Origin of the sequence: Bacillus sp. FH, from assembly GCF_052216825.1 — a bacterium.
GTDB classification, from domain to species: Bacteria; Bacillota; Bacilli; order Bacillales; family Bacillaceae_G; genus Bacillus_A; species Bacillus_A paranthracis.
Window position 1 is genome coordinate 2085001 of record NZ_JBQOUU010000001.1, and the last position, 26151, is coordinate 2111151.

The 26151-nt window shown below is 37.3% G+C and carries 29 protein-coding genes and 2 pseudogenes (1 of these 31 only partly in view); 13 read left to right on the forward strand and 18 right to left on the reverse strand.

Going from position 1 to position 26151, the window contains the following annotated elements:
* Positions 1-366, forward strand: the final stretch of a protein-coding gene (locus ACTT1L_RS11140) for a potassium channel family protein (protein ID WP_000842331.1). The gene continues 630 nt to the left of window position 1, outside the view; only the last 366 of its 996 coding nucleotides appear in the window; its start codon lies off the left edge, out of view; it ends in the stop codon at positions 364-366.
* On the opposite strand, the gene ACTT1L_RS11145 is transcribed toward ACTT1L_RS11140, so the two are convergent.
* Together ACTT1L_RS11145 and ACTT1L_RS11150 are read right to left on the reverse strand one after the other, a co-directional pair.
* Positions 353-766, reverse strand: a complete 414-nt coding sequence (locus ACTT1L_RS11145; protein WP_442821910.1) for a YugN-like family protein — start codon at positions 764-766, stop codon at positions 353-355. The two genes, ACTT1L_RS11140 and ACTT1L_RS11145, sit on opposite strands and share 14 nt — an antisense overlap.
* Before the next feature lie 106 nt (positions 767-872).
* Positions 873-2225: a glucose-6-phosphate isomerase gene (locus tag ACTT1L_RS11150; RefSeq protein ID WP_000103660.1), complete on the reverse strand. Its 1353-nt coding sequence runs from the start codon at positions 2223-2225 to the stop codon at positions 873-875.
* Between the two features lie 274 nt (positions 2226-2499).
* Here ACTT1L_RS11150 and ACTT1L_RS11155 point away from each other — a divergent pair, with 274 nt between their 5' ends.
* Positions 2500-2733, forward strand: a complete 234-nt coding sequence (locus tag ACTT1L_RS11155; protein ID WP_000105788.1) for a DUF378 domain-containing protein — start codon at positions 2500-2502, stop codon at positions 2731-2733.
* Between the two features lie 111 nt (positions 2734-2844).
* Here ACTT1L_RS11155 and yugI read toward each other — a convergent pair whose 3' ends face one another.
* The 3 genes from yugI to ACTT1L_RS11170 form a co-directional block, all read right to left on the reverse strand.
* Positions 2845-3189, reverse strand: coding sequence for a S1 domain-containing post-transcriptional regulator GSP13 (yugI, locus tag ACTT1L_RS11160; RefSeq protein ID WP_000003767.1), 345 nt, complete (start codon positions 3187-3189; stop codon positions 2845-2847).
* Between the two features lie 253 nt (positions 3190-3442).
* Positions 3443-4633, reverse strand: coding sequence for an aminotransferase (locus tag ACTT1L_RS11165; RefSeq protein WP_000808516.1), 1191 nt, complete (start codon positions 4631-4633; stop codon positions 3443-3445).
* Entirely contained in the window at positions 4630-5127 is a 498-nt protein-coding gene (locus tag ACTT1L_RS11170; RefSeq protein ID WP_000255699.1) for an Lrp/AsnC family transcriptional regulator, read from the reverse strand. Before ACTT1L_RS11170 ends, ACTT1L_RS11165 begins: the two co-directional genes overlap by 4 nt.
* Before the next feature lie 254 nt (positions 5128-5381).
* Here ACTT1L_RS11170 and ACTT1L_RS11175 point away from each other — a divergent pair, with 254 nt between their 5' ends.
* On the forward strand, positions 5382-6374 hold the full coding sequence (locus ACTT1L_RS11175) for a 2-hydroxyacid dehydrogenase (RefSeq protein WP_074544014.1): 993 nt from the start codon (positions 5382-5384) through the stop codon (positions 6372-6374).
* Positions 6375-6483: 109 nt separating this feature from the next.
* On the forward strand, positions 6484-7323 hold the full coding sequence (locus ACTT1L_RS11180) for an alpha/beta fold hydrolase (protein WP_442821911.1): 840 nt from the start codon (positions 6484-6486) through the stop codon (positions 7321-7323).
* Positions 7324-7354: 31 nt separating this feature from the next.
* Here ACTT1L_RS11180 and ACTT1L_RS11185 read toward each other — a convergent pair whose 3' ends face one another.
* Positions 7355-7606 (reverse strand): YugE family protein, encoded by a 252-nt coding sequence (locus ACTT1L_RS11185; protein WP_000537636.1) that lies wholly within the window; start codon positions 7604-7606, stop codon positions 7355-7357.
* A gap of 117 nt (positions 7607-7723) precedes the next feature.
* Here ACTT1L_RS11185 and ACTT1L_RS11190 point away from each other — a divergent pair, with 117 nt between their 5' ends.
* Positions 7724-8875 carry a MalY/PatB family protein gene (locus ACTT1L_RS11190; protein WP_163072413.1) on the forward strand — a complete coding sequence of 384 codons (1152 nt, stop codon included), beginning with the start codon at positions 7724-7726 and terminating at the stop codon, positions 8873-8875.
* A 206-nt stretch (positions 8876-9081) separates the two neighbouring features.
* Here ACTT1L_RS11190 and sodC read toward each other — a convergent pair whose 3' ends face one another.
* Positions 9082-9621: a superoxide dismutase [Cu-Zn] gene (sodC, locus tag ACTT1L_RS11195; RefSeq protein ID WP_000746504.1), complete on the reverse strand. Its 540-nt coding sequence runs from the start codon at positions 9619-9621 to the stop codon at positions 9082-9084.
* A gap of 68 nt (positions 9622-9689) precedes the next feature.
* The gene (locus ACTT1L_RS11200) at positions 9690-9866 is read right to left on the reverse strand and encodes a hypothetical protein (protein WP_000982758.1); all 177 of its coding nucleotides are present in this window, start codon (positions 9864-9866) and stop codon (positions 9690-9692) included.
* 165 nt (positions 9867-10031) lie between these two features.
* Here ACTT1L_RS11200 and ACTT1L_RS11205 point away from each other — a divergent pair, with 165 nt between their 5' ends.
* Complete coding sequence (locus ACTT1L_RS11205; protein WP_001209341.1) at positions 10032-10415, forward strand: kinase-associated lipoprotein B; 384 nt, start codon at positions 10032-10034, stop codon at positions 10413-10415.
* Between the two features lie 41 nt (positions 10416-10456).
* Here the strand turns inward: ACTT1L_RS11205 and kapD are convergent, their stop codons facing one another.
* Positions 10457-11080, reverse strand: coding sequence for a 3'-5' exonuclease KapD (kapD, locus tag ACTT1L_RS11210; RefSeq protein ID WP_001005369.1), 624 nt, complete (start codon positions 11078-11080; stop codon positions 10457-10459).
* 289 nt (positions 11081-11369) lie between these two features.
* Between kapD and ACTT1L_RS11215 the strand changes: the two genes are divergently transcribed.
* The gene (locus tag ACTT1L_RS11215; protein WP_000545225.1) at positions 11370-12695 is read left to right on the forward strand and encodes an ArsB/NhaD family transporter; all 1326 of its coding nucleotides are present in this window, start codon (positions 11370-11372) and stop codon (positions 12693-12695) included.
* A 58-nt stretch (positions 12696-12753) separates the two neighbouring features.
* Here the strand turns inward: ACTT1L_RS11215 and ACTT1L_RS11220 are convergent, their stop codons facing one another.
* Complete coding sequence (locus tag ACTT1L_RS11220; RefSeq protein WP_000390057.1) at positions 12754-13221, reverse strand: hypothetical protein; 468 nt, start codon at positions 13219-13221, stop codon at positions 12754-12756.
* A gap of 117 nt (positions 13222-13338) precedes the next feature.
* Between ACTT1L_RS11220 and ACTT1L_RS11225 the strand changes: the two are divergent.
* From ACTT1L_RS11225 to ACTT1L_RS11235, 3 genes and pseudogenes are all read left to right on the forward strand, one after another.
* A pseudogene (locus ACTT1L_RS11225) lies at positions 13339-13563 on the forward strand (DNA alkylation repair protein); the annotation flags it as partial.
* A gap of 200 nt (positions 13564-13763) precedes the next feature.
* Positions 13764-14252, forward strand: a pseudogene (locus ACTT1L_RS11230) (DNA alkylation repair protein); the annotation flags it as partial.
* A 347-nt stretch (positions 14253-14599) separates the two neighbouring features.
* The gene (locus ACTT1L_RS11235; RefSeq protein WP_000287154.1) at positions 14600-15976 is read left to right on the forward strand and encodes a glycine--tRNA ligase; all 1377 of its coding nucleotides are present in this window, start codon (positions 14600-14602) and stop codon (positions 15974-15976) included.
* Between the two features lie 41 nt (positions 15977-16017).
* Here ACTT1L_RS11235 and ACTT1L_RS11240 read toward each other — a convergent pair whose 3' ends face one another.
* Complete coding sequence (locus tag ACTT1L_RS11240) at positions 16018-16401, reverse strand: hotdog fold thioesterase (protein WP_001140608.1); 384 nt, start codon at positions 16399-16401, stop codon at positions 16018-16020.
* 95 nt (positions 16402-16496) lie between these two features.
* Here ACTT1L_RS11240 and ACTT1L_RS11245 point away from each other — a divergent pair, with 95 nt between their 5' ends.
* Complete coding sequence (locus ACTT1L_RS11245) at positions 16497-17240, forward strand: DUF3298 and DUF4163 domain-containing protein (protein WP_000810359.1); 744 nt, start codon at positions 16497-16499, stop codon at positions 17238-17240.
* Positions 17241-17290: 50 nt separating this feature from the next.
* Complete coding sequence (locus tag ACTT1L_RS11250; RefSeq protein ID WP_001252157.1) at positions 17291-17884, forward strand: biotin transporter BioY; 594 nt, start codon at positions 17291-17293, stop codon at positions 17882-17884.
* 44 nt (positions 17885-17928) lie between these two features.
* Here the strand turns inward: ACTT1L_RS11250 and galU are convergent, their stop codons facing one another.
* The gene (gene galU, locus ACTT1L_RS11255) at positions 17929-18816 is read right to left on the reverse strand and encodes a UTP--glucose-1-phosphate uridylyltransferase GalU (protein WP_061131951.1); all 888 of its coding nucleotides are present in this window, start codon (positions 18814-18816) and stop codon (positions 17929-17931) included.
* A gap of 107 nt (positions 18817-18923) precedes the next feature.
* Positions 18924-20648 carry a phospho-sugar mutase gene (locus ACTT1L_RS11260; protein WP_071742205.1) on the reverse strand — a complete coding sequence of 575 codons (1725 nt, stop codon included), beginning with the start codon at positions 20646-20648 and terminating at the stop codon, positions 18924-18926.
* 143 nt (positions 20649-20791) lie between these two features.
* On the opposite strand from ACTT1L_RS11260, the gene cdaS reads away from it, so the two are divergent.
* Positions 20792-21397 carry a sporulation-specific diadenylate cyclase CdaS gene (gene cdaS / locus ACTT1L_RS11265; RefSeq protein ID WP_074543974.1) on the forward strand — a complete coding sequence of 202 codons (606 nt, stop codon included), beginning with the start codon at positions 20792-20794 and terminating at the stop codon, positions 21395-21397.
* Between the two features lie 83 nt (positions 21398-21480).
* Here the strand turns inward: cdaS and pepA are convergent, their stop codons facing one another.
* The 5 genes from pepA to ACTT1L_RS11290 form a co-directional block, all read right to left on the reverse strand.
* On the reverse strand, positions 21481-22965 hold the full coding sequence (pepA, locus tag ACTT1L_RS11270) for a cytosol aminopeptidase (protein WP_061131738.1): 1485 nt from the start codon (positions 22963-22965) through the stop codon (positions 21481-21483).
* Between the two features lie 125 nt (positions 22966-23090).
* Positions 23091-23717: a 3D domain-containing protein gene (locus tag ACTT1L_RS11275; RefSeq protein ID WP_000920101.1), complete on the reverse strand. Its 627-nt coding sequence runs from the start codon at positions 23715-23717 to the stop codon at positions 23091-23093.
* 86 nt (positions 23718-23803) lie between these two features.
* On the reverse strand, positions 23804-24121 hold the full coding sequence (locus tag ACTT1L_RS11280; RefSeq protein ID WP_000027014.1) for a YuiB family protein: 318 nt from the start codon (positions 24119-24121) through the stop codon (positions 23804-23806).
* Positions 24118-24624: an NUDIX hydrolase gene (locus ACTT1L_RS11285; protein WP_000415311.1), complete on the reverse strand. Its 507-nt coding sequence runs from the start codon at positions 24622-24624 to the stop codon at positions 24118-24120. The genes ACTT1L_RS11280 and ACTT1L_RS11285 overlap by 4 nt, the downstream gene beginning before the upstream one ends.
* A 122-nt stretch (positions 24625-24746) precedes the next feature.
* A complete protein-coding gene (locus ACTT1L_RS11290; RefSeq protein WP_000856615.1) occupies positions 24747-25955 on the reverse strand; it encodes an NAD(P)/FAD-dependent oxidoreductase in 1209 nt (402 codons plus the stop codon).
* Positions 25956-26151: the final 196 nt, after the last annotated feature.

Here is a 26151-nt window from a genome sequence, read left to right on the forward strand (position 1 = left end):
AACCCAAACATTCACTGCATCGCTGAACTTCTTACTTCTGAACAAATACAAAATGCAACGAGAGCTGGCGTGTCAGAAATTATAGAAGGAAATAAATTAACGAGCTATGTATTTACCGCTTCTCTTTTATTCCCTTCCATTTCAGGTGTACTATTTTCACTTTACGACGAAATCTCTGATAATAAATTACAACTGATGGAGCTTCCTATGTCCTGCACCGGACAAACTTTTGCGAATTGTAGCTATACTCTTTTAAAGCAAAACATTCTCTTACTAGGTATAAAGCGCGACGAACAATATATGATTAATCCAGTTCATTCCTTTGTTCTCATTGAAAGCGACATACTCATTGTTATTCACCATTAGTAAAATGACGCTCTAATTCTTGCATGAGCACTTTCCCAATATTGATATATTTTCTTTTCACATCTCCATCTGGATCTTTCGGCTCAGCAAATTGATCCATTCCACTCGTTCCAGCTGTTAAAGTATTTACATGATCATCTAGTTCGTCTTGATATACGTGCGAAAGAATATACGGCGTTCCAAGACGAACTATTACGCCGGGTACATCTAGTTCTCCATCAATTGCTGTAAATGGCACTCGTAAAAATTGATAGCCGTCTTCTTCATCGATTTTATAATCAAAGCATCCTTTATCATAATCCCAATTGCCACCAATGCTATATCCGAGTGGCTTCATTATTTCTTCTAACTTATATAACGCATATGTACGTCCTTCTAAATTTGAATGAATCAGAATCAAGTCCATCCCTCCTAGACTTTTTCTTTAGCATACCCACTCTAGTTTGAATATACTGATGGACTTTTCGATGAAATAATAAAAAGCGGCCGGATCCGGCCGCTTTTTATTATTTTAAACGCTCTTCTAATTCTGCTTTTAATTCTTCAAATCCTGGTTTACCAAGTAAAGCAAACATGTTTTTCTTGTATGCTTCTACTCCTGGTTGGTCAAATGGATTTACGCCTAATAAGTAGCCGCTCATCGCACATGCTTTTTCGAAGAAGTATACAAGGTAACCAAATGTGTACTCATTTAATTCAGGAATATTTACGATTAAGTTTGGTACTCCGCCATCGCTATGTGCAAGTAGTGTACCTTCGTATGCTTTCGTGTTTACGAAGTCTACAGTTTCACCAGCAAGGTAGTTTAATCCATCTAAATCGTTTTCTTCTGATTCGATTGTTAGTTCATGTGTAGGTTTACCTACTTTTAGAACTGTTTCAAATAAGTCACGACGACCTTCTTGAACGTATTGACCTAATGAATGTAAGTCAGTTGAGAAGTTTGCTGAAGATGGGAAAATACCTTTTTGATCTTTTCCTTCACTTTCACCAAATAACTGTTTCCACCACTCAGCGAAGTATTGAAGTGCTGGCTCATAGTTAACAAGCATTTCAATTGTTTTTCCTTTATTGTATAGAGCGTTACGAACTACTGCGTATTGGTAAGCTGGGTTTTCTTCTAGTTCTGATGTACCGAAGTCCTCACGACCAGCAGCTGCACCTTTCATCATCTCTTCAATATTTAAGCCACTCACTGCGATTGGCAATAAACCAACTGGCGTTAATACAGAGAAACGTCCTCCAACATCATCTGGAATAACGAATGTTTCGTAACCTTCATTATCAGCTAATGTTTTTAATGCACCACGCGCTTTATCTGTAGTTGCATAAATACGTTTGCGAGCTTCTTCTTTTCCATACTTTTCTTCTAATAACTTACGGAAAATACGGAATGCTAGTGCTGGCTCTGTTGTTGTACCTGATTTGGAAATAACGTTAATAGAGAAGTCTTTGCCTTCTAGTACATCCATTAAATCTTTCATATAAGTGGAGCTAATGTTTTGTCCAACAAATAGCACTTGTGGAGTTTTACGTTGTTCTTTAGAAAGTGTGTTGTAGAAAGAATGGTTTAACATTTCAATTGCTGCACGTGCTCCTAGGTAAGAACCACCGATACCTACAACAAGTAAAATGTCAGAGTCATTTTTAATTTTTTCTGCGCATTTTTGAATGCGAGCAAATTCTTCTTTGTCATATTGAAGCGGAAGGTCTACCCACCCAAGGAAATCGTTCCCAGCTCCAGTTTTTTCGTGGATTGCGTGATGTGTTACTTTCACTGCATCACGTAAATAAGTGATTTCATGTTCACCGATGAAGGATAACGCTTTAGAATAGTCGAACGTTACATGTGTACTCATCTTTTTCCCTCCAATTATGGATATGTATTTCTGTATTCACTTTAGCGAAACTGAAGTTGTAAATCAAGCGATTCACCCCTTGTAAACGTAACCAATATATATTTTTTAAAAAAAGTTCATTTTTTGCATAAAAATTCGCATTTTTCGGTATAGATGTATATACATCCTATTCCGAACATTTTTTATGTATAAAAACAACATAACTACCCCATTCTATAAAAGAGTTAATTAACTCATCGCTTGCTCATGCTTCACAATTAAGGGGGGCTTTTTCATGAGTACTTTGCAACGTATCGCATTAGTCTTTACTGTAATTGGCGCTGTAAACTGGGGATTAATTGGGTTCTTCCAGTTTGACTTAGTGGCAGCCATTTTCGGTGGACAAAACTCAGCTCTTGCACGTATTATTTACGGCATCGTCGGTATTTCTGGGCTGATCAATCTTGGTTTACTCTTTAAACCATCAGAAAATCTTGGTACTCACCCAGAAACGAACGAAATTCGCTAGTCAGTATGTCCTTACTCACCTTCGACATACGAATATGATTGCATGCAATCATATTTGCAAATATATATCATAAGAAAAAGTAAAAGAGGAACGCTCATATGCGCTCCTCTTTTACTTTGTTAACTCAGACTCTTCAATCCATTCTGTTAGCTTTTCTCGCAGCGTATTAAATCCGTCCTTAGATGGATTCGGTATAAGAATCCGTCCTTGTTTTCTTTTCGCCGCTTTTAACGATAAACTCATTTTTCTGTGTTCTTCATCAATTGAAAGTACTTTTACTTCTACTGTATCGCCGACTTTTAAAAAGTCATGAATATCCTTTACATATCCATTTGTAATTTCAGATATATGCACAAGTCCTTGTGTTTCTGCATCTAACGCTACAAATGCACCGTAATCTTGAATCCCAGTCACTTTCCCTGTTACAACCACTCCTGTTGTATATTGTTCTGACATATGAAACACTCCCATACGTTTACCATTTTCTCTACAATTGTAGATAGCAAAGCAGATGATTTATTGTTAAATATCCGATTAGTTAATACGTACCGTAAGTAAAGCTACTCAGGATACGCATACCTTATATTAGTAAATTATACCACTATGACAGAGCTCATTCAAAATTCATGAAAAAATTTCCTTAAGTAAGTATAATTCTCCAATATTAGGATAGAATACTAACACATGGCTTTCTAGTATTCCCCCCCTTTTATGGACAAAACGTATTGTGTTTTGTCCTTTTTTTATTCTCTATAAACCGTTCCATTCTCTTCGTTGCTTCCATAAGCTGTTCAAGCGATGTTGCATACGAACAACGAATAAACCCTTCGCCACTTTCGCCAAATACACTTCCAGGTACAACAGCCACTTTTTCTTCTAATAATAACTGTTCTGCAAATTCCGCTGAAGATAGTCCAGTTGAAGAGATTGAAGGAAAGACATAAAATGCTCCGCCCGGCACGTGACACGTTAATCCCATTTCATTGAAAGATGTCGTCATAAAATTACGGCGTTTCTTATAGCTATCTCTCATCCGAATTACTTCATCATTCCCGGCACGTAACGCTTCAAGTGCTGCGAACTGAGACATCGTTGGGGCACACATCATAGAATATTGGTGAATTTTGAGCATTAATTCTGAAAAATGAACAGGAGCTGCAATCATACCAAGACGCCATCCTGTCATTGCAAATCCTTTTGAAAATCCCGAAATTAAAATCGTATGCTCGCGCATATTTTTAATACTCGCGAAACTTGTATATGCTTCGTCGTATACAAGTTCTGCATAAATTTCATCAGATAATACGATTAAATTGTACTTCTCAACAATCACTGCTATTTCTTCAAGCTCGGACTTGTTTAACATTGCACCTGTTGGGTTATTTGGTGAACAAAGTAAAATTGCCTTTGTCTTCGCTGTAATAGCTGCTTCAATTTGTTCTGGTTGTACTTTAAATTCATTTTCTAAAGTAGTCGCCACAGGAACTGGAACGCCTCCAGCTAATGTCACAAGCGGGGCATAAGAAACGAAACTTGGCTCAATAATGAGTACTTCATCATCAGGATTTATAATGGCGCGCATCGCTACATCTAACGCCTGACTTGCTCCAACTGTAACAATGATTTCATCGTTTGGATCATAAGAAACTGCAAATTGTTTTTTTAGATACTTTGCTATTTCTTGACGGAGCTCCAATAATCCTGCATTTGCTGTATATGACGTATATCCTTGTTCTAAAGAACGGATACATGCTTGCCTCACATTCCAAGGTGTAACGAAATCAGGCTCTCCTACTCCAAGCGAAATAACACCTTTCATATTTGCTGCTAAATCGAAAAACTTTCGAATACCAGATGGTTGTAAAGATTCCGCTGCTCTAGATAGTTCAAATTGCTTCATGGTGTCACCACAATTCGCTTATCATCATCGTTTTTTTCATAAATAATCCCCTCATGTTTATACTTCTTCAAAATAAAATGCGTTGTCGTAGAAACGACAGATTCAATTGTTGCTAATTTCTCAGAAACAAACATCGCCACTTCTCCCATTGTCTTTCCCTCTAATGTAATAGAAAGGTCATATGTCCCTGACATTAAATACACAGATTTCACTTCTGAATAACGATAAATTTGCTCAGCAACCGCATCGAACCCAACGCCGTGCTTTGGCGTAACTTTCACATCAATCATTGCCGTTAAACCTGTATGTTCTTTCACCTTCGTCCAATCGATATGTGTTACATAATCCACGATAATCTTTTCCGCTTCTAATTTTTCAACCATTTTCTTTACTTCTTCTACTTCTATATTTAACAGCTTCGCTAATGTATCTACAGATAATCGACTACTTTTTTCAAGACAAGCTAATAATTCTAATTCTTTTTCTGTCACCATATAAATCATCCTTCCTTTTCGTTTGTGTCTAAATTATACAAATAGCCTTTCCAGTTTGAAAAGAAGATTTTTTTAGTGAATTATGTCAAAATAAAGTGAAACTTTAATCCATGGAAAGGTTCACCCCATGGATTATTAGCCCGCTCCAATCGGGCTTGATCTCCCACCTCACTTCTTTGTCTCAACCGTCTTTTTAGGTGGGAGTCTTACTGCTCGTTAAAGCGGGGTAAAGTGAAACTTTACTCAGCAGAAAAATGCGTGATAAAGCGAAAGGGGATGGAACCGTGAAACCAAAAGTTTATATTGCTGAACCAGTTCCAACATTTGTAGAAAACTATTTATCAGAACACTGTGATTATGAAAAATGGGAGCAAAATGAGAAGGTACCTCGTGATATTCTACTAGAGAAAATACAAGATAAAGATGGTTTATTAAATTTTGGATCTGCTATTAATGAAGAATTATTGGGGGCGGCTCCTAACTTAAAAGTAGTAAGCAACATTTCTGTCGGTTACGATAATTTTGATTTACAAGCGATGGCAAAGCACAATGTCATCGGAACGAATACACCATACGTACTAGATGATACAGTAGCTGACCTCGTTTTCGCTCTTATGTTATCTGCTGGTCGCCGAGTTTGTGAGCTCGACTCCTACGTAAAAAACGGTGAATGGAATGCGGAAATTGGAAAAGAGCACTTTGGGCTAGATGTACACCATCGTACAATCGGCATTATCGGTATGGGCCGAATTGGTGAAGCTGTTGCAAAACGAGCGAAATTCGGATTTGATATGGATGTTCTTTATTATAACCGTCGCCGAAAAGAAGAAGCTGAACAAAAATTCGATGCTACATATTGTGATTTACAGACGCTTCTAAAGCAGTCTGACTTTATCGTTCTTCTTACTCCATTAACAGATGAAACGTACCATCTTATCGGAGAAAAGGAATTTTCATTCATGAAAGAAACAGCTATCTTCATTAATGCTTCTCGCGGGAAAACAGTAGATGAAGAAGCGTTAATCGATGCGTTAACAGAAAAGAAAATCTTTGCAGCAGGCATCGATACTTTTACACAAGAGCCGATTCAAAAAGACAATCCGCTCTTATCCTTACAAAATGTTGTGACCTTACCACATATCGGATCTGCAACATTAAAAACTAGGCAGCAAATGGCTATGACCGCCGCTGAAAATTTAGTTGCAGCGTTACAAGGAAAAACACCGCCTAATATTGTTCGCGGGTAATACTGAATATACGAAAGGCAAGATGACATCGTCATCTTGCCTTTTTTTGTTAACATATTTTTTTCTGCCTTGGAAATGATATGAACAAAAATCAATGGAGTGACAAAAAATGAATCACGAATCTACTTGTCCTTATTTCACTTTTTCCACTCGCGGCACTACTGTTCATTACGAATTGTATGAACATGAAAATAAAACAGAACGTCCTACTTTCGTACTCGTTCACGGCTTTTTATCTTCCTCATTCAGCTACCGCCGTCTAATACCTTTATTATCGAAAGAAGGAACAGTCATTGCTCTTGATTTACCACCGTTCGGGAAGAGTGATAAGTCTCATCTATTTAAGTATTCTTATCATAATTTAGCAATGATTATAATCGATTTAATTGAACACTTATCTCTCTCAAACATTGTGTTAGTTGGACATTCTATGGGCGGCCAAATTTCACTTTACGTAAACCGTATACGTCCTGAATTAATTTCAAAGACAATTTTACTATGTAGCTCTAGCTATTTAGCACGCGCAACTTTACCTTTACTGTACTCTTCTTATTTACCGTTCTTTCATTTATACGTAAAGAATTGGATTATACGGCGCGGCATTGTTCATAACTTAATGAATGTCGTTCATGATCATTCATTAATTGACGATGAAATGAAGGCCGGTTACTCTGCTCCTTTTTATGACAACCGTATATTCCCCGCTTTAACTCGTATGATACGAGATCGTGAAGGTGACTTACCTTCAACTGAATTACAAAAAATCGAAACACCTACGCTACTCATTTGGGGTGAAAAAGATCGGGTCGTCCCTGTACATGTAGGTCATCGTCTGCACAAAGATTTACCGAATTCGAAATTTATTTCTTACGAAAATACAGGGCATTTACTACCTGAAGAAAAACCGGAACATGTTTATGAAGAAATTATCACTTTTTCTGCGCAATAATATCAAAGAGGCTGTCGGAAATTCCGACAGCCTACAATGAACAACTTCCGCCTTCTTTTATTACAAGTAATTCCACAGCTAACTTCTCACATTTTTCAAGCGCAGGTACTTCCTCAAAAGACATAAAGTATATATGTTGAATCTTCTTTGCGATGTATTTCGAATCATCAAACACACTTGCGACGTTCACAACATCGCTCGCTTCTGTTTCATAAAACTCCGGTCCCATTTGAAACGGATCCCAATTCTTCACAACCTCTATCATCTTTTCATATGTACCCATTCGCTTCCCGCCTTTTCACTTTTTAATACTTTTCTTTATCCTATCACATCAGCTATTCTATAAGAAGAGAGAGAACTTTCATAACTTAACGGTTTTACAGAAGAAGGGGGCAAACTTATGCAACTATTTCATAAAGCAGTCAATCGCCGTGGAACTCATAGTACAAAATGGGATACATATAAAAACGAAGAACTTATCCATGCGTGGATTGCTGATATGGATTTTGAAGTACCACAACCAATTCAAGCTGCTTTAAAGAAACGTATCGAGCATCCTATTTTCGGCTATACACTTCCTCCCGAAAATATTGGCGATATTATTTGTAACTGGACAAAAAAACAGTACAACTGGGATATTCAAAAAGAGTGGATTGTCTTTAGCGCCGGAATCGTTCCAGCTCTTAGTACGAGCATACAGGCCTTCACAAAGGAAAACGAATCCGTTCTCGTACAACCACCTATTTATCCCCCATTTTTCGAAATGGTCACAACAAACAATAGACAATTATGCGTAAGTCCATTACAGAAAAAAAATGATACATATGCGATAGACTTCGAGCATTTGGAAAAGCAATTTCAACAAGGCGTCAAACTTATGCTTCTTTGCAGTCCTCACAACCCGATAGGTCGTGTTTGGACGAAAGAGGAATTAACAAAGCTTGGATCTTTATGTACCAAATATAATGTAATCGTTGTCGCAGATGAAATTCATTCCGATATTATTTATGCAAATCATACACATACACCGTTCGCTTCTTTATCTGAAGAACTAGCAGCGCGCACGATTACTTGTATGGCTCCAAGTAAAACATTTAATATCGCTGGATTACAAGCATCGATTATTATCATTCCAAATGAAAAACTCCGTCAAGCCTTTACATCTATCCAATATAGACAAGGCTTCCACGGATTAAATATATTTGCCTATACAGCGATGGTAAGTGCCTATACAGAATGTAACGATTGGCTAAATGAAATTCGATTATATATAGAAGATAATGCTCAATTTGCTTGTAAATATATGAAAGATCACATACCTACTCTTTCCGTAACGAAGCCAGAAGGTAGCTTTTTATTATGGATTGATTGCTCTCGCCTACAGCTTTCTCAAGATGAGCGCACTAAATTGCTCGAAGAAAAAGGAAAAATTATTGTTGAGCCTGGTGAGAAGTACGGATTAGGCGGCGAAGAACATATTCGAATTAACATCGGCTGTCCAAGGTCTGTTTTAGAAGAAATTTTAAATAGACTGCGCCATACGTTTTCATAATAAGAAAGGAGACTGTTTGGGACAGCCTCCTTTGTCAACTTTTGTCGGTAAGTCGATATATTTTAAAAATCGCCGATATATTTTGAGTTACGGTCGATATATTCCAATAATCGCCTATATATTTTAAGTTACAGTCGATATATTCCAATAATCGCTGATATATTTTCACTTACACTACACAAAAAAGCTACCGCGCACGGTAGCTTTTACTTTTTCTTCATATCCGACGCTTTTTTTACAATAACACCACAAGCAATTCGATCACCTGATTTACCTGTCGGTTGTGTCATGCCATCATCAGCGTTTTCTGTAATAATAATAGACGCTCCATCTTTTCTATGAATCGTCGTTTTTCCTTCTTCAAGCGTTATATGCGGCGCATCAATTTCTGCTTTAATCTTTCCAGAACCATCTGCAATTACGTTCGGTAAATCACCGTTTTCTGCACCCTTCGGATTGAGTAGTCCATGCTTTTTATCATCTGGATTAAAATGATTTCCAGCTGATTCAAAACGAGGTGCTTTACACTCTCCAATTTCGTGTACATGTAGTCCGTGCGGGCCAGGTGCGAAACCTTCCCCTTTAATCGTAATTTTCACTCCGCTTGTTTGCTGAGTTACTTTTGCAGTCCCCACTTCATCACCTGAAGCATTATGTAATTTCACGTCAATTTCTTTCGGCTTTCCTTGGTCACAACCTGCCATCAGAAATAGTAAACAACAACTGAAAAAAAGCCGTTTTTTCATTTTATTCCCTCCAAAATACATTCTGCCCTTAGATTGTCCGAGCATAGAGGGAAACATACAAAAATGAGTTACTGTTTCTTTTCAGCTAACAGCTTTTCTTCAACTTTCTGTAATCGATCTGCTTCTCGTTTTGATACACGAACGAACATACGCCATGTAGCAATCGCACCGATAATAAATAGAACACAAACAATCCCTGGAATAATATATTCTGTTTTATCTTCCGGAAAGTATAAAGGCATCATAACGAACACTCCTTAATTATAGGATTCGAAAAACATCAGAATTTTCTGTTATATACACTTAAATTATAGTTGAACCTATCCATATTCTCAAGGGGCGTTCCGAAAGCGAATGATTTCTTTGACTCCTTCTCCTACTTTCCTTACTATAAACTTGAGGTGAAAAATATGAGAGAAACATTTGAAATTGGCGAAATCGTTACTGGTATTTATAAAACGGGAAAATACATTGGCGAGGTTACAAATAGCCGCCCTGGCAGTTACGTCGTAAAAGTATTAGCTGTTTTAAAACATCCGGTGCAAGGTGACTTACATAACGTAAAACAAGCTGACGTACCATTTTTCCACGAAAGACGTGCTTTAGCTTTTCGTGAACAGACGAACATTCCAGAGCAAATGGTGAAGAAATATGAAGGAGAAATTCCAGATTACACAGATTCACTCAAATTAGCATTAGAAACTCAAATGAATTCATTTTCTGAAGATGATTCACCTTTTGCGGTTCGTAGTCTAGAAACATTAGAACAGTTAAAAAAGGACTACAAACTTTAAAAAAACAAAACGACCAAATTACATACTGTGCAATTTGGTCGTTACTGTGTACTCACTTTCTTTAACACTTTTGAAAAATCAACGAGTTCCCCTAATGTTGGAGGTGCTGGTTTCACTAAATACTCTTTATCTTTTTCTACTAATTTAAAAATATTATACGTCGTCATCGCATCATCTAGCGCACAATGATGCTTACCCGTCCCTACTTTTCCATACGCTTCAATCGCTTTCCACAATCCTGTTTGATTTCTCTCACCAAAAAACTTCTTATACTCAAGTGATAAATCACGACACTGTCCTTGGAAAGGAAAATCTACTCCCGCTTTTTCACAATTATGCTTCAACACTTTCATATCCATATTTCCCCACGTAACAATGGTCGGTTTACATCTCTTTTCATATTCTGCAAGTTTTTCAACGAGTTCTGGAAACGAAATTCCTTTATCTACGACTTCTTGTTTAATCCCTAAAAACTTCTTACATCGATCCGTTAAAGAAGGAAAAGTCTTCGGCCTAACATGAGCTGAATACGTATCTTCTACCTTACAGCCAACAACCGAAACGAGTCCTACCTCAATAATCTCCGGGAAAAATCCTTTTGGTTTTTTTCTGTGCTGGGGCATCGTAAACTCAAAATCCAAAAATAAAAATTGTTGTTCATTCATACGATCCCTTCCTTATCATCTTTGTCATTCCTTTCTATTTGACACTCCTACACGAACAAGCTCGAATGCTAATTCCATTTTAAATATTCAGATTGGATGTATCTTATATATATGTCAAATGCCCGCAAATATTTTTAAAAATAAGAAAAAGTAACCTTTGCAGAAAATATAACAAAATAAACCCTTTCATTTACATCCGACATTTTTCTACTTTATAATGACGTTATGTGTGTTTCATCTAGTTAATTTTTGACACACTAAGAAAAGTGAATGAAAGGAGATGAGAGTTTTGCACGAAACAACGCAAGAGCTCGCAAACTGGCAGTATTATTTTGCTATCGCAGTCTTTTTAATTACATATGCCATTATTATTTCTGAAAAAATTAATCGCGCTGTCATCGCACTTCTTGGCGCAGCACTCATGGTAATTATGGGGGTCGTTGATTTACACAACGCCTTTACGAAACATATTGAATGGGGGACGATTACACTACTCATCGGTATGATGATTTTGGTGAACATTACGAGTAAATCGGGTGTCTTCCAATACGTTGCCATTAAAGCGGCAAAAGGAGCGCAAGGAAATCCAATTAAAATTTTAATTTCCCTTTCCTTACTTACTGCGCTTGGTTCCGCGTTTTTAGATAACGTTACAACTGTACTTCTTGTTGTTCCAGTTACTTTATCTATTACGCGCATACTGCAAGTAAATCCTGTCCCTTATTTACTTTCTGAAATTATTTTTTCAAACATTGGGGGAACAGCAACATTAATTGGTGATCCACCTAACATTATGATTGGTTCTGCCAATAAGCATTTAGATTTCAATGCTTTCTTACTAAACTTAGCGCCAATCGTAATTATTATCATTGGTGTGACAGCGACAATACTTTACTTCATGTACCGCAAACAATTAATCGCTGATCCTGTACAAGTTAAAAAATTAATGAGTTTAGATGAAAAGCAATACATTAAAGATCCAGTATTAATGAAAAAATCTTTAACAGTACTTGGACTTACAATTGTAGGTTTCATGACTCATTCCATTTTCCACGTTGATGCAGCTATCATCGCTTTAACTGGTGCTACTGTACTTATGTTAATCGGTGTGAAAGAACATGAAATTGAAGAAGTATTCGCAAGTGTAGAATGGGTAACAATCTTCTTCTTCGCAGGACTATTCGTACTCGTTGGAGGACTTATCGACATCGGTCTTATTAAAATGTTAGCTCAAAAAGTAATTGGCATAACAGGCGGAGATATTTCTTACGCATCTATCCTTATTTTATGGGTATCTGGTATCGCCTCTGCAACAATTGATAACATTCCATTCGTTGCAACAATGATTCCTCTTATTAACGATATGGCTGTCGGATTAGGTTTATCACCTGCTGACGCACAAATCGACGTATTATGGTGGGCATTAGCATTAGGTGCTTGTCTGGGCGGAAACGGAACATTAATCGGCGCTTCTGCTAACGTAATTGTCGCAGGTATCGCAAGCCGCGAAGGACATAAATTTAGCTACATGGACTTCTTAAAAGTCGGTTTCCCAATTATGATCGTTTCATTAATCATTTCTCATATTTATATTTATGTACGCTACCTTATGTAGCACAAAAAGCGCTCTGATAACCAGGGCGCTTTTTTCATTACACATATTTAAATTAAACTTACTCGTTATACCTCACCGGCTCATTTCTGATAATGAACAAGTGAATCGGCAAGAACACTGAAAATGTGATGACATGAATAATTGTAAATAATATAGAGTTCGTTCCATATCTGTCTAAAATAGCGTAGATAAGATAAATAGACAACACAATGGATACAGCTGTTGCTATTAAATATAAAATTGGTACGAAATTAAAAATGAAACATGCGACATATATGCCGAATACTTTCCATCCTGCTTCTTCTTTCAAGAAATCGGGTAATTTATCTTTCGCTAAATCACCCCATATTTTACTATTTAAAAAAGGAATAAATGCTAGAACTCCATCCGTTGCACCGTCATTTTTCGCCATCGTATACAGTGCAAAAGCCGTTAACAAATACGCAATAACTGCCCAAATCAATATAACAAGAATAAACGCAAAACTAAGAGCAAAGAAACCTGCTAGTAAGCCTTGATCTTCCATCTTATCCTCTCCTCTCTACTCTCAACATATTTCATTGCATTGCAAGTTATGTTTTAAAATTCAACCAAACTCTCTGTATAATAATAGGAGTAACATAATAAGAGAGGAGAACAACCGATGCATCCATTTGTAAAAACATTACAAGAGCATTTCATAGCTCACAAAAATCCGGAAAAAGCAGAACCGATGGCACGTTATATGAAAAATCACTTCCCATTTCTCGGTATTCAAACACCTGAAAGAAGACAATTACTAAAAGACGTCATCCAAATACATACTCTCCCAGATCCAAAAGACTTCCAAATTATCGTACGTGAGCTGTGGGATTTACCAGAACGAGAATTTCAGGCAGCCGCACTCGATATGATGCAAAAATATAAAAAGCATATAAACGAAACGCATATTCCCTTCTTAGAAGAACTTATTGTAACAAAATCTTGGTGGGACACTGTCGATAGCATCGTCCCTACATTTTTAGGCGATATTTTTTTACAACATCCCGGATTGATTTCTGCCTATATTCCAAAATGGATTGCATCAGATTTCAGGCAGCCGCACTCGATATGATGCAAAAATATAAAAAGCATATAAACGAAACGCATATTCCCTTCTTAGAAGAACTTATTGTAACAAAATCTTGGTGGGACACTGTCGATAGCATCGTCCCTACATTTTTAGGCGATATTTTTTTACAACATCCCGGATTGATTTCTGCCTATATTCCAAAATGGATTGCATCAGATAACATATGGTTACAACGCGCCGCTATTTTATTCCAGCTAAAATATAAACAAAAGATGGATGAAGAACTTCTTTTTTGGGTTATTGGACAACTACATTCTTCGAAAGAATTTTTCATTCAAAAAGCGATTGGATGGGTCCTTCGTGAATATGCAAAAACAAAGCCCGATGTCGTTTGGGAATACGTGCAAAATAACGAGCTTGCCCCGCTCAGCAGGCGTGAAGCAATTAAGCACATTAAACAAAATTACGGAATAAATAACGAAAAAATAGGCGAGACTCTATCATAGATAGACGCGTTCCTCTATTGAGATTTAAAAAAGAACGTGTTAGAATATGTTCATTATTATTAATATAAGTAGCGATGACGGACTTATAAGTACTTGCACAAAAAGCGATTCAGGGATAGTGAAAGCCTGAAGCCGCAAGGAAACGGCAGTCTCGAGCAATACGTGATAAAGTGGATGCACCTTTTGTGTATCAACTAGGGTGGAACCGCGGGCAAACGCTCGTCCCTAGGCAATTAAGCCTTGGGATGAGCGTTTTTTTATGTTTTTCAAAGCATATACTGCTCGTTTCACAAGTTACCTGAGCACGTCATCGCCAATACGTTAACTTTCAAAAGGAGGATTTTATTATGTATTCAATGGAACAAGTAGTAAACTTAGCGAAACATCGCGGTTTTGTTTTCCCTGGTTCTGAAATTTACGGTGGTCTTGCAAACACTTGGGATTACGGTCCACTTGGAATCGAATTAAAAAATAACGTTAAAAAAGCTTGGTGGAAAAAATTCATTCAAGAATCTCCATACAACGTTGGTTTAGACGCTGCTATTTTAATGAACCCAAAAACTTGGATCGCTTCTGGTCACGTTGGTAACTTCAACGATCCAATGATCGACTGTAAAAAATGTAAAGCGCGTCACCGTGCTGACAAATTAATTGAAGATGCATTAGATGCAAAAGGCATCGAAATGGTTGTTGATGGTCTTACTTTCGACCAAATGGCTGACTTAATGAAAGAACATGAAGTAAAATGTCCTGATTGCGGTAGTGAAGAATTCACTGAAATCCGTCAGTTCAACTTAATGTTCAAAACATTCCAAGGTGTTACAGAGTCTAGCACAAACGAAATCTTCCTTCGTCCTGAAACAGCACAAGGTATTTTCGTAAACTTCAAAAACGTACAACGCTCTATGCGTAAAAAACTTCCATTTGGTATTGGCCAAATCGGTAAGAGCTTCCGTAACGAAATCACGCCTGGTAACTTCACATTCCGTACACGTGAATTCGAACAAATGGAACTTGAATTCTTCTGTAAGCCTGGTGAAGATTTAGAGTGGTTCGCATTCTGGCGTGAAACTTGTAAGAACTGGTTACTTTCACTTGGTATGACTGAAGAAAGCATGCGTCTTCGTGACCACGGTGAAGAGGAATTATCTCACTACAGTAACGCAACAACTGACATTGAATTCAAATTTCCATTCGGTTGGGGCGAACTATGGGGCGTTGCATCTCGTACAGACTTCGATTTAAAACGTCACATGGAACACTCTAACGAAGACTTTAACTATATTGATCCACAAACGAATGAGCGTTACGTACCGTACTGCATCGAGCCATCTTTAGGTGCTGACCGCGTAACATTAGCGTTCTTATGTGATGCATATGAAGAAGAGCAATTAGAAAACGATTCTCGTACAGTTCTTCGTTTCCACCCTGCTTTAGCACCATACAAAGCAGCGATCTTACCATTATCTAAAAAGCTATCTGAAGGTGCTACTGAAGTATTTGCAGAACTAGCTAAAGACTTCATGGTAGACTTTGACGAAACTGGTTCTATCGGTAAACGTTACCGTCGTCAAGACGAAATCGGTACACCATTCTGTATCACTTATGACTTCGACTCAGTTGAAGACAAAGCTGTTACAGTACGTGACCGTGACACAATGGAACAAGTGCGTATGCCAATTAGCGAACTAAAAGGTTTCTTAGAGAAGAAAATCCAGTTCTAATTATAAGAAAAAGAGGCTGCTCATTAGAGCAGCCTCTTTTTTTACTTTTCACGTTTTTCTTTAATTGCTACTGTACATCTTGAAATACATAATAAATCGTCATTCTCATCAATGATACGTACATCCCAAACCATCGTTGAGTTTCCTCTATGTATCGGTGTTCCGATTGCTGTTACAATTCCATCTTTCTTTGAGCGAATATGGTTTGCATTAATTTCTAGACCGAAGCAAATACATTTCTCTTGATCAATTAAATTGTATGAACCGACGCTTGCTACTGTTTCCGCTAACGCAAGAGATGCACCACCGTGTAAAAAACCAAACGGCTGATGTGTACGTTCATCAACAGGCATCGTAGCAACTACCTTATCTTCTGTCATCTCTAACAACTCAATTCCAAGCGAATCCATTAAAGTTTTTGCCATATCGTTTCCCCTTTCTCTCACTTTAATTAAATGTATAATTTTACCTATTTACTTTCAAACTACTTATAACACTTATATAAGGAGGTTTCACCTAAATGAAACAGAAATTTTTTATACTATCGCTTATGTTCTCCTTGCTGACTATTGTACCAAATTGTGCACTAGCAGCCAAAGCATCCAACCTGACAATCGATGTTCAGACTGTCACGCAAAAAGGTAAGAAACCTTATATAGAATATCAAATCAATAGGCCTTCGTTTCATAACTTTTCCGATTCTAAGTTTCAAAATAAGCTAAATTTCTATTACAAAAAATCTACTGAAAAATTTAAAACAAAATTAGAAAAAGACGCAAAAAAATATTATAAAGAAACAGAAGGATCTAGTACACCATTTCATCCGTACGTGGCGAATGTTGATTATAAAGTCTCCTTAAATAAATCACCTTTGCTCAGCCTATATTTGAATTACTATCAATATACAGGCGGAGCACACGGTCTTTATACGTGGAAGGCTAACACATTTGATTTAAAAGAAAAAAAGTTACTACACTTAGACGATTTATTTCAACAAGAAGATACATATAAAGACGTAATTCGTGCTGAGATTGTAAGACAAATTAAACAAAATGAAAGTATTTATTTTCCTGATGCAACTGAAAAAGTCATGAGCACGAAAAAGTTTCACTTCTTTTTAGAACCGAACAATCTCGTCATTTATTTCCCTTTATATGAAATTGCGCCTTATTCAAGCGGCATTCCACAATTTCGTATTCCATATACGTTGCTAAGAGAGTATTTGAAGCCTTCTTATCAAAATATTTTAATTGACAACAAGTAAATAGTTTCGCTACGATAATGTTAACTTAAAAACAACAGGAGGTTAACATTATGAGGAGATTTCATGTTTTAGATTTAGCATTAGCCGCCATGTTCGTCGCTCTTATGGCCATTGGTGCAAATATTGTATCTTGGGCACCATTCCTGCAAGTAGCGGGCATCCCATTATCTATGCAACCATTTTTCGCAATTTTAGCAGGGCTTCTTCTTGGAAGTAGACTTGGTGCATTATCAATGACTGTTTACATGCTAGTTGGAGTAGCAGGTGCACCAATCTTCGCTAACTTCAAAGCTGGATTTGGAGCACTTTTAGATCCTACTGGTGGCTTTATTATCGCATTTATTATCGTTGCTTACGTATCAGGAAAACTCGTAGAACAAAAGGAAAAACCAACATTTCGTACATTTGCAACTGCCTCTTTCACAGGAATCATTTTAACTTATATTATCGGTACTACTTACATGTACGGGGCAGTCAATCTCTTTATGGGCGGTAATATGAGCTATAAAGCTGCTTGGATGATTATGATGTGGTTTGCAGTAAAAGATATTGCATTTACAATTATCGGTGCTATTATCGCACCTCGCATATACTATGCTGTGCGTCGTTCTGCTTATCAGCATTCTCATTCGACGATTTCTTAATAAAAAAAGAGTTATTTCAGTTTACTGAAATAACTCTTTTTTTATTAAGACTCTTGATTGGCTTGTTCTTCTAAAATTTTCTTCATCATTGCAACCATGTCATCACGTAATTCTGGGTGTTGCAGTGCCATTTCGATTGTTGTTTGAACGAATCCTAGCTTTTCACCTACATCGTAGCGCTTTCCTTCGAAATCGTAAGCAAATACACGTTGAATTTCATTTAAGCTTTGGATTGCATCTGTTAACTGAATTTCGCCACCAGCACCAACATGTTGCTGATCTAAGAACATGAAGATTTCAGGTGTTAAAACGTAACGTCCCATAATTGCTAAGTTTGAAGGTGCTGTACCTGCTGCTGGTTTCTCAACGAAATTGCGAACTTGGTAACGACGTCCTTCCTGCTCTAACGGATCGATAATTCCGTAACGGTGTGTTTCATTTTCTGGAACCGTTTGTACGCCAATAACAGAAGAAAGCGTTTTATCATATTCTTCAATTAATTGACGTAAACATGGTTTTTCAGCTTGAACGATATCATCACCTAATAAAACAGCGAATGGCTCATCACCAATGAATTTACGCGCACACCAAACAGCGTGACCTAATCCTTTTGGTTCTTTTTGACGAATGTAGTGAATGTCTACCATTTTTGAAGAAGCCTGTACTTTTTCAAGTAACTCATACTTTTTCTTTTCTAATAAGTTTTGCTCTAACTCAAATGCATTATCAAAATGATCTTCAATAGAACGCTTCGTTTTACCAGTAACGATAATAATATCTTCGATTCCTGATTTTACTGCTTCTTCTACAATGTATTGGATAGTTGGTTTATCAACAATCGGTAACATTTCTTTCGGCATCGCTTTCGTTGCTGGTAAAAAACGTGTTCCTAATCCAGCTGCTGGGATTATCGCTTTTCTTACTTTTTTCATCACAAAATACCCTCTCTCCTGTCGGAATCAATAGCAATCATTTCCTACATAAAACAAAAGGGAGATTTCGCTCCCTTTTGTTCCTTACTACTTAAAATTACTTTATATTATAAACGATTCATAATATCTTCTTTAATAGTAAGTAACTTTTGTTCACTATTTTGTAAAGAACTATCTTTTACACCAAAGTAGAACTTAATCTTCGGTTCAGTTCCAGATGGACGTAGGCAGAACCATGAACCATCCTCTAATTGATATTTTAACACATTTGATTTCGGTAAGTGAATCTCTTCTTTATGTCCATCTTGTAAAGATGTAACGATGCTTGCTTTATAGTCTTCAACTGCCACGACTGTTAAGCCCGCTACTTCTTTCGGAGGATTTTCACGGAATGTTGCCATCATCTCTTGGATTTTTTCCGCTCCATCTTTTCCTTTTAGCGTTAACGATACAAGATCTTCACGGAAGAAACCGTACTTCTCAAACACTTCTAATAGACCATCGTATAACGTTTTACCTTGTGATTTGTAGTACGCAGCTACTTCACATGCAAATAGAACAGATTGTACTGCATCTTTATCACGGCAGAATGGGCGGATTAAATAACCATAGCTTTCCTCATAACCGAATTGGAATTCATATTGTCCGCTTTCTTCATACTGTCTAATTTTCTCACCGATAAATTTAAATCCAGTTAACGTATCAACTGTATCTAAACCGTATGCTTTCGCGATTGTACGACCAATTTCAGACGTTACGATTGTTTTTAATACGACACCGTTCTCTGGAAGCGTTCCGTTTTCTTTCTTTTGTGATAGTAAATAATCAAGCATTAATGCACCTGTTTGGTTACCAGTTAATACTTGGAACTCACCATCGTGATTACGAACTGCTACACCAAGGCGATCTGCGTCAGGATCTGTTGCGATTAATACATCCGCTCCTACCTTTTCACCGTCACGAATTGCATATTCAAATGCTGCATGCTCTTCTGGGTTCGGTGATTTTACTGTAGAGAAGTTCGGATCTGGTAACTCTTGCTCTTTTACAACTGTTACATCTGTAAATCCAACTTCTTTTAAACCACGGCGTACAGAAATATTTGATGTTCCGTGTAGTGGTGTGAAGACGATTTTTAAATCTTTGCCGGCCTTTTCCACCATTTCTTTATTAATAATGACATTGTTCAATTCTGCAGCATATGCATCATCGACTTCTTGTCCAATAATATGTAATAAACCGTCAGCTTTTAATTGCTCCACATTAGCAACCTCAACTGTTAACTCGTCTTCTACTGCGTTTACGTAGCTAATTAATTCATCAGCTTCTTTCGGAGGCAACTGTCCACCATCTTCACCGTATACTTTATAACCGTTATATTCAGGCGGATTATGACTTGCAGTAAGAACGATTCCACTCACTGTATGTAAATGACGAACTGCGAAAGAAAGCACTGGCGTTGGACGTAAGCTTTCAAACACATATGTTGTAATGCCGTGTGCACCTAGTGTAGCAGCAACTTCCATTGCGAACTCAGGTGACTTATGACGAGAATCATATGCTACAACAACACCGCGTTTTTTCGCTTCCTCACCTAACTTTTCGATAAAGCTTGCTAATCCTTTTGTCGCTTTACGAACTGTATATACGTTTAAACGGTTCGTACCAGCACCAAGTTCACCACGCATACCACCTGTGCCAAACTCTAGATTTTTATAAAAGCTATCCTCGATTTTCTTCTCATCTTGCTTCATATTTTCTAGCTGTTCTTTTAATTCTGCATCTAATTGTGCGTAAGAAAGCCAGCGATTAAATTCTTGTTTCCAATTCATTCTTCTCTCTCCTCTCGCTCGTCATACCTTTATTATATGAAAAAAACATGCTGTATCTCAATATTTTATAAAATCTAGCAGGATTTTACTAGGAATATTTGTATACACTATTGTTAAATACTCCACTAAAGGGAATGAGGATTATGCGCGAATGGGGCTTGTCAGAAGAGCTCAAAATACAAACAAAGCAAATGATTGAAATTGCTGAAAAAGAACTATCGATTATGAGGAGCGCAATCGATAAAGAAGACGAATGTATTTTATGCAAAATGGAAGATATTCATCATATGTTAGCAAATGTACAAACATTGGCAGCTACATACTATATTCAAGCATATTTATCACCTTATACGGAAAGTTCATCTTTTATTACGACAGCTATCCAACATTTAAGCGCCCGAAAACATGGCGCTCTTATCGTTGTGGAACGAAACGAGACGCTTGAAGCTTTCATTCAAACTGGAACGACATTAAACGCTCATTTAACCGCACCATTACTCGAATCAATATTTTATCCAGGTAACCCTCTTCATGATGGAGCCGTTCTCGTTAAAAATAATCATATTGTCTCAGCTGCCAATATTCTTCCGCTCACGAAAAACACAGAAGTTGATCCTGAACTAGGAACACGTCACAGAGCTGCAATTGGCTTATCAGAAAAAAGCGATGCCCTTATTTTAGTTGTCTCTGAAGAAACGGGCCGCACTTCCTTTGCTTTAAACGGAACGTTATATACGATTTCTTTATAAAGTGAAATTACACCGGCCGTAACACCACATATATCAATAAAAAAGGCTGTTCCAAAATGTAGGAACAGCCCTCTCTTACGATCTTATTCTTCGCCGAAACGTTCAACAAGCGTTGCAAGTGTACGTACCATTGCACCTGTTGCTCCAGCTGGACCTAAATCATGCGCTCCTGATGATTCAGATGTTCCAGCGATGTCTAAGTGTACCCAAGGTGTATCTTCAGCAAATTCACCCAGGAATGTACCAGCCATAACCGCATGTCCTTCGCGGCCTGGTGAGTTATTTAAATCAGCAAACTTACTGTTTCTCACGCGTTCTTTATCACGATCAAAAATCGGTAATTGCCAAATCGATTCATCTGTTTCCATAGATGCTTCTAGCACTTGCTCAAACAACTCTTCATTGTTTGTCATTGCACCTGTCGTATGATTTCCAAGTGCAACAATTACACCACCTGTTAATGTCGCAACATCAATTAAATAGTTTGCACCTAATTTTTTCGCATACGTAATACCGTCAGCTAATGCTAAGCGACCTTCTGCATCTGTATTTAATACTTCAATTGTTTTTCCGCTCATAGATGTGATTACATCGTCTGGCTTAAATGCGGTACCACTTACAACGTTATCCGTTGATGGAATAACAGCGATCACATTTTGCTCTGGGCGAAGTTCACCGATAATTTCCATCGCACCTAGTACAGCAGCAGCACCGCCCATATCACCTTTCATACCGACCATGCCTTCACGTGGTTTTAAAGAATAACCGCCTGTATCGTATGTGATTCCTTTTCCAACGAATCCAATAACATCTGTCCACTCTTCTTTTCCTTTATAAATAAGAGCGATCATTTTTGGTGGCTCTACACTACCTTGGTTTACTGCAAGTAACGCACCCATACCAAGCTCTTCCATCTCTTCTTTCTCAAGAACTTTATAATCCATATCATACTTCTCAGCTAACTCAACAGCATACTCAGCAAGCTTTGTTGCTGTTAATACGTTTGGCGGCATATTTACAAGTGTACGAGCTGAATTTGTTGCACGTCCATGTACGTAGCCAACTGTTAATGCCGCTTCAATTTCCTGTGCATCTTCCGCTGTAATAGCCGTAAACTTCTCTAACTCTACACGATCCTTTTTATCTGATTTATACGTTTGTAACTCATATGTACCAAGGCCTTGTACTTCTGCCGCAATATGAGCGACATCAATCGCGTCTAATTTCTCTGTTACGAAAGAATCAAGTAAGATTGCTGCATCTTGTACTTTTGCTGCTTGCAGTGTTTTAAACGTCTTACCAAGAGCCGAACGTAATGTTTCTGTCGTATAAGATTCTTTCTTACCTAAACCAACGAAATAATAACGTTTCACATCTGTTTTTCCTAAACTATGTACTTTTGAAATAGCTTTCTTCTTCGTAGAAAGTTCTTTCTCTTCTAATAAAACTTGTAATTGTCCTTCAAACGCTTTGTCCAGTTCTTGTACAAAACTACTCGTTTGCTCTTCTTCAAATAAGGCAACAATCACCGCTTCATGGCTTGCTAATTCTTTTTGTACGTAAAACATGTTCAGACCCCCTAAATTTCTCTACTCTATCTTTATTATAACTTTATTTTCGATAAAATGCGACAATTCTAACTTCTGTTATACCCTATATAAAATAAAAAAAGTCTAGCGTACTTACCACTAGACTATCTTTGTTTTAAATATTGACCACGAAACACTTGCATCGTCTCATCTTGGTTTAACATCGTTAACTCTTCTTCTGAAAACTTACCATTTCCTATCTTAACTACATATACATTTACTTTTTTCTTACCCCATTGGCTATAAACATCTTTCACTGTATCATAGTACAAATCAAGACGGTTTCCTTTTATTGCACCGCCCTTATCAGCTACTACACCATACCCATAACCTGGTACGAATAAGATTGTTCCAATTGGGAATACGCGTAAGTCTGCTGCAATTGTGGAATATAAATCCCTTTTCGCCTTAACACCTGAATATGTAATACCATACTCCGGATGTCCCGGCCTCTTACCAGTTGACTCAATTCCCGACGTATAACCTGTTGCAGTCATTTCAATTGAACGATATTTAGACCAGTCGTTTGCCTGCTCTAAAGCATTTATCACTTCTTTACTCGGAGCAACATTTCTCTTAACTTCTGCTGCATGTACTTCTTTTGCACTCGTTCCCTCATATTTCTTTACAATCTCTAATAAAGAAACTCCTGTGAAAGCATTCCATGTTACGCATAATGCAATTGCAAGTAAACAAGTCATCATAATGCGAATACAATATCGTTTTAACATTTTTATATGCCACACTCCTTCATCGTTAATCATTCCCTATACGATGAAAGAATATGCAAAAAAATAATCTCCAATTGCATTGGAGATTAAAACATTTGATATCCGCTTTTCCGAAGTTTCTTAATAACGATTCCCGCTAAAGCAGCACCAATCAATCCAGTAGATAAAATAAACACATCTGCTTGTCCTAAATGCGATACACTTGTCCCAAATGAAGAGAATGTTTCTTTTGGCTTTGAAAAATAATCCCACATACTCGCCTTATTAATAATAAGCATACAAACAATCGGATATACAATAACCATTACCCATGTCGCTCGCAATATCATGTTGAGTAAAAATCCAATTCCAAAAAACAAAATGAAAAATAACATCATTGAAATAAGTAATACCGGTATACTCACTCTTTCTCCCTCTCCTTCGTATGTGCCGTAAATACGTGATAGGCTGTATAACCAAACTGCTCTCCTGGATTTAATGTTTTGTCCATTTCAAGATGTAATTCTGATTGTCTTTCTAACAAATATGTAATAAGTACAGACGTATTTGGATCGTCCGCAATCGTATCTGGATGTAGAAACGCTACTTCAGACAATTCCTTCTCCTGTACAATAATCTCTTCCCCTTCAGGCTCCAAAAGGAAAATAATCATATTATCACTAATCTCATTGCGAATTACGCCCGATCTAACACCAATGATCCCCTTCACATGAGCGACAATACCTGTCTCTTCTAACACTTCACGTTTCACAGCTTCATCAACGGTCTCACCTTCATTTACAAAACCAGCCGGTAAAGACCATTTCCCCTTTAACCCACTGTATTTCTTCTTAACGAATAACCACCTGCCATCTTTTGTAGCTACTAGGCCACTGACAGCTAACCATACTTTTCCTCGCTTCTCCATGATGTCATACCCTCCTCTATTAGAACGGACAGAATATTCTTTCTTTTTATATATTATACTATATTTTTTAAATGAAAAAAGCAGAAACAGCTCTTAGCCGTTTCTGCTTTTTCTACTATATATTAAAAGAATTTTAATTTACCTTTTTTAAGAACTAATAAAGGTCCACCTAATAAGAATAGGTAACGGTTATCAATCACTTTCTTCATGAAGGAAGCTTTCCAACCTGTTAACTTTTTGCCCATAACAACGCCCATTGCATCGTCATGACCTAAAGAACATACAGATCCTTTATTGTCGAATACGAATTTCTTCATTTCGCCTTTACCACGAACTAACACAGTTAAGTTGTGCGCAATGTTGTAACCTTGTTGAATTGCGATTTGTGCTGTTGGTGGGTATGGACGGTTAATTTCTTCGTTAATGATTAACGCTGCGTCACCAACCATGAATACATCTTCGTATCCTGGAGCGTGCATGTACTCATCAACTTTTACACGTCCGCGCATTGCTTCAAAGCCAGACTCTTCCACAATACCGTTACCACGAACACCTGCAGCCCAAACTACTGTTTCAGACTTAATTAATTCAGTATCATCACCGTTTGCAACAATAATACCTTCTTCAGTTGCTTCTTTAATTGCTGTACCGATGCGGAATTCTACACCTTTTTTCTCAAGTTGTTTCACAGCGTATTCTACTAATGCTGGATCGAAACCTGGAAGTGCTGTTGGAGCAGCTTCTACACAGATAATACGTGCTTTTTCACGTGGTACATTGTACTGTTTGCAAAGTTCCGGAACACGGTTTGCAAGCTCACCTACGTACTCGATACCAGTAAATCCAGCACCACCAACAACGATTGTTACTAACTCATCGCGCTTTTCATCTGCATATTTAGCGAAGCTAGCTTCCATATGCTCACGAATTTGACGAGTTGCATTAATGTTAGCGATTGAGAATGCATGCTCTTTTAATCCTGTAATTCCGAATGTTTCTGATTCGAAACCAAGACCGATTACTAAGTAGTCATATTCTAACTCGCCGTCTTTTAAGATAATGCGTTTTTCAGCTGCTTTAATTTCTACTACTGTATCTTGTACAAAGTTCACTTTATTTGTATCAATAACGTCTTGAATATCTAGACAGATTTTTTCATCTTGTAATGTACCAGCTGCGCTCTCGTGTAACCAAGTCGCTTGGTAGTGATAGCTGTTGTTGTTTACTAACGTAATTTCAGCTTCATTTACAGATAATGCTTTTTGCAGACGAACAGTCGTAATCATCCCGCCATAACCTGCACCTAAAACTACGATTTTTGGAGTCTTCACCAAATCACAACCCTTTTCTTTATATAATAGTAATGAAAAATAATACCAAGTACTAAAAACTCTATTTGTCAAGAATGTGGAATTTATCACATTCTATATCATAACAAAACGCATTCAAAAAATCGTACGAATTTTGTCATAGAAATTTAACATAATACTTCCCTATATTAGTCGGTTTTATTCCAGAATTCAAGCG

What these genes read in the sequence shown, in the direction of transcription:
- ACTT1L_RS11150 (WP_000103660.1), bottom strand. Translation starts at nt 2,225, where the DNA reads ATGAGTACACATGTAACGTTCGACTATTCTAAAGCGTTATCCTTCATC.
- ACTT1L_RS11155 (WP_000105788.1), top strand. Translation starts at nt 2,500, where the DNA reads ATGAGTACTTTGCAACGTATCGCATTAGTCTTTACTGTAATTGGCGCT.
- yugI (WP_000003767.1), bottom strand. Translation starts at nt 3,189, where the DNA reads ATGTCAGAACAATATACAACAGGAGTGGTTGTAACAGGGAAAGTGACT.
- ACTT1L_RS11165 (WP_000808516.1), bottom strand. Translation starts at nt 4,633, where the DNA reads ATGAAGCAATTTGAACTATCTAGAGCAGCGGAATCTTTACAACCATCT.
- ACTT1L_RS11170 (WP_000255699.1), bottom strand. Translation starts at nt 5,127, where the DNA reads ATGGTGACAGAAAAAGAATTAGAATTATTAGCTTGTCTTGAAAAAAGT.
- ACTT1L_RS11175 (WP_074544014.1), top strand. Translation starts at nt 5,382, where the DNA reads ATGCGTGATAAAGCGAAAGGGGATGGAACCGTGAAACCAAAAGTTTAT.
- ACTT1L_RS11180 (WP_442821911.1), top strand. Translation starts at nt 6,484, where the DNA reads ATGAATCACGAATCTACTTGTCCTTATTTCACTTTTTCCACTCGCGGC.
- ACTT1L_RS11185 (WP_000537636.1), bottom strand. Translation starts at nt 7,606, where the DNA reads ATGGGTACATATGAAAAGATGATAGAGGTTGTGAAGAATTGGGATCCG.
- ACTT1L_RS11190 (WP_163072413.1), top strand. Translation starts at nt 7,724, where the DNA reads ATGCAACTATTTCATAAAGCAGTCAATCGCCGTGGAACTCATAGTACA.
- sodC (WP_000746504.1), bottom strand. Translation starts at nt 9,621, where the DNA reads ATGAAAAAACGGCTTTTTTTCAGTTGTTGTTTACTATTTCTGATGGCA.
- ACTT1L_RS11200 (WP_000982758.1), bottom strand. Translation starts at nt 9,866, where the DNA reads ATGATGCCTTTATACTTTCCGGAAGATAAAACAGAATATATTATTCCA.
- ACTT1L_RS11205 (WP_001209341.1), top strand. Translation starts at nt 10,032, where the DNA reads ATGAGAGAAACATTTGAAATTGGCGAAATCGTTACTGGTATTTATAAA.
- kapD (WP_001005369.1), bottom strand. Translation starts at nt 11,080, where the DNA reads ATGAATGAACAACAATTTTTATTTTTGGATTTTGAGTTTACGATGCCC.
- ACTT1L_RS11220 (WP_000390057.1), bottom strand. Translation starts at nt 13,221, where the DNA reads ATGGAAGATCAAGGCTTACTAGCAGGTTTCTTTGCTCTTAGTTTTGCG.
- ACTT1L_RS11235 (WP_000287154.1), top strand. Translation starts at nt 14,600, where the DNA reads ATGTATTCAATGGAACAAGTAGTAAACTTAGCGAAACATCGCGGTTTT.
- ACTT1L_RS11240 (WP_001140608.1), bottom strand. Translation starts at nt 16,401, where the DNA reads ATGGCAAAAACTTTAATGGATTCGCTTGGAATTGAGTTGTTAGAGATG.
- ACTT1L_RS11245 (WP_000810359.1), top strand. Translation starts at nt 16,497, where the DNA reads ATGAAACAGAAATTTTTTATACTATCGCTTATGTTCTCCTTGCTGACT.
- ACTT1L_RS11250 (WP_001252157.1), top strand. Translation starts at nt 17,291, where the DNA reads ATGAGGAGATTTCATGTTTTAGATTTAGCATTAGCCGCCATGTTCGTC.
- galU (WP_061131951.1), bottom strand. Translation starts at nt 18,816, where the DNA reads ATGAAAAAAGTAAGAAAAGCGATAATCCCAGCAGCTGGATTAGGAACA.
- ACTT1L_RS11260 (WP_071742205.1), bottom strand. Translation starts at nt 20,648, where the DNA reads ATGAATTGGAAACAAGAATTTAATCGCTGGCTTTCTTACGCACAATTA.
- cdaS (WP_074543974.1), top strand. Translation starts at nt 20,792, where the DNA reads ATGCGCGAATGGGGCTTGTCAGAAGAGCTCAAAATACAAACAAAGCAA.
- pepA (WP_061131738.1), bottom strand. Translation starts at nt 22,965, where the DNA reads ATGTTTTACGTACAAAAAGAATTAGCAAGCCATGAAGCGGTGATTGTT.
- ACTT1L_RS11275 (WP_000920101.1), bottom strand. Translation starts at nt 23,717, where the DNA reads ATGTTAAAACGATATTGTATTCGCATTATGATGACTTGTTTACTTGCA.
- ACTT1L_RS11285 (WP_000415311.1), bottom strand. Translation starts at nt 24,624, where the DNA reads ATGGAGAAGCGAGGAAAAGTATGGTTAGCTGTCAGTGGCCTAGTAGCT.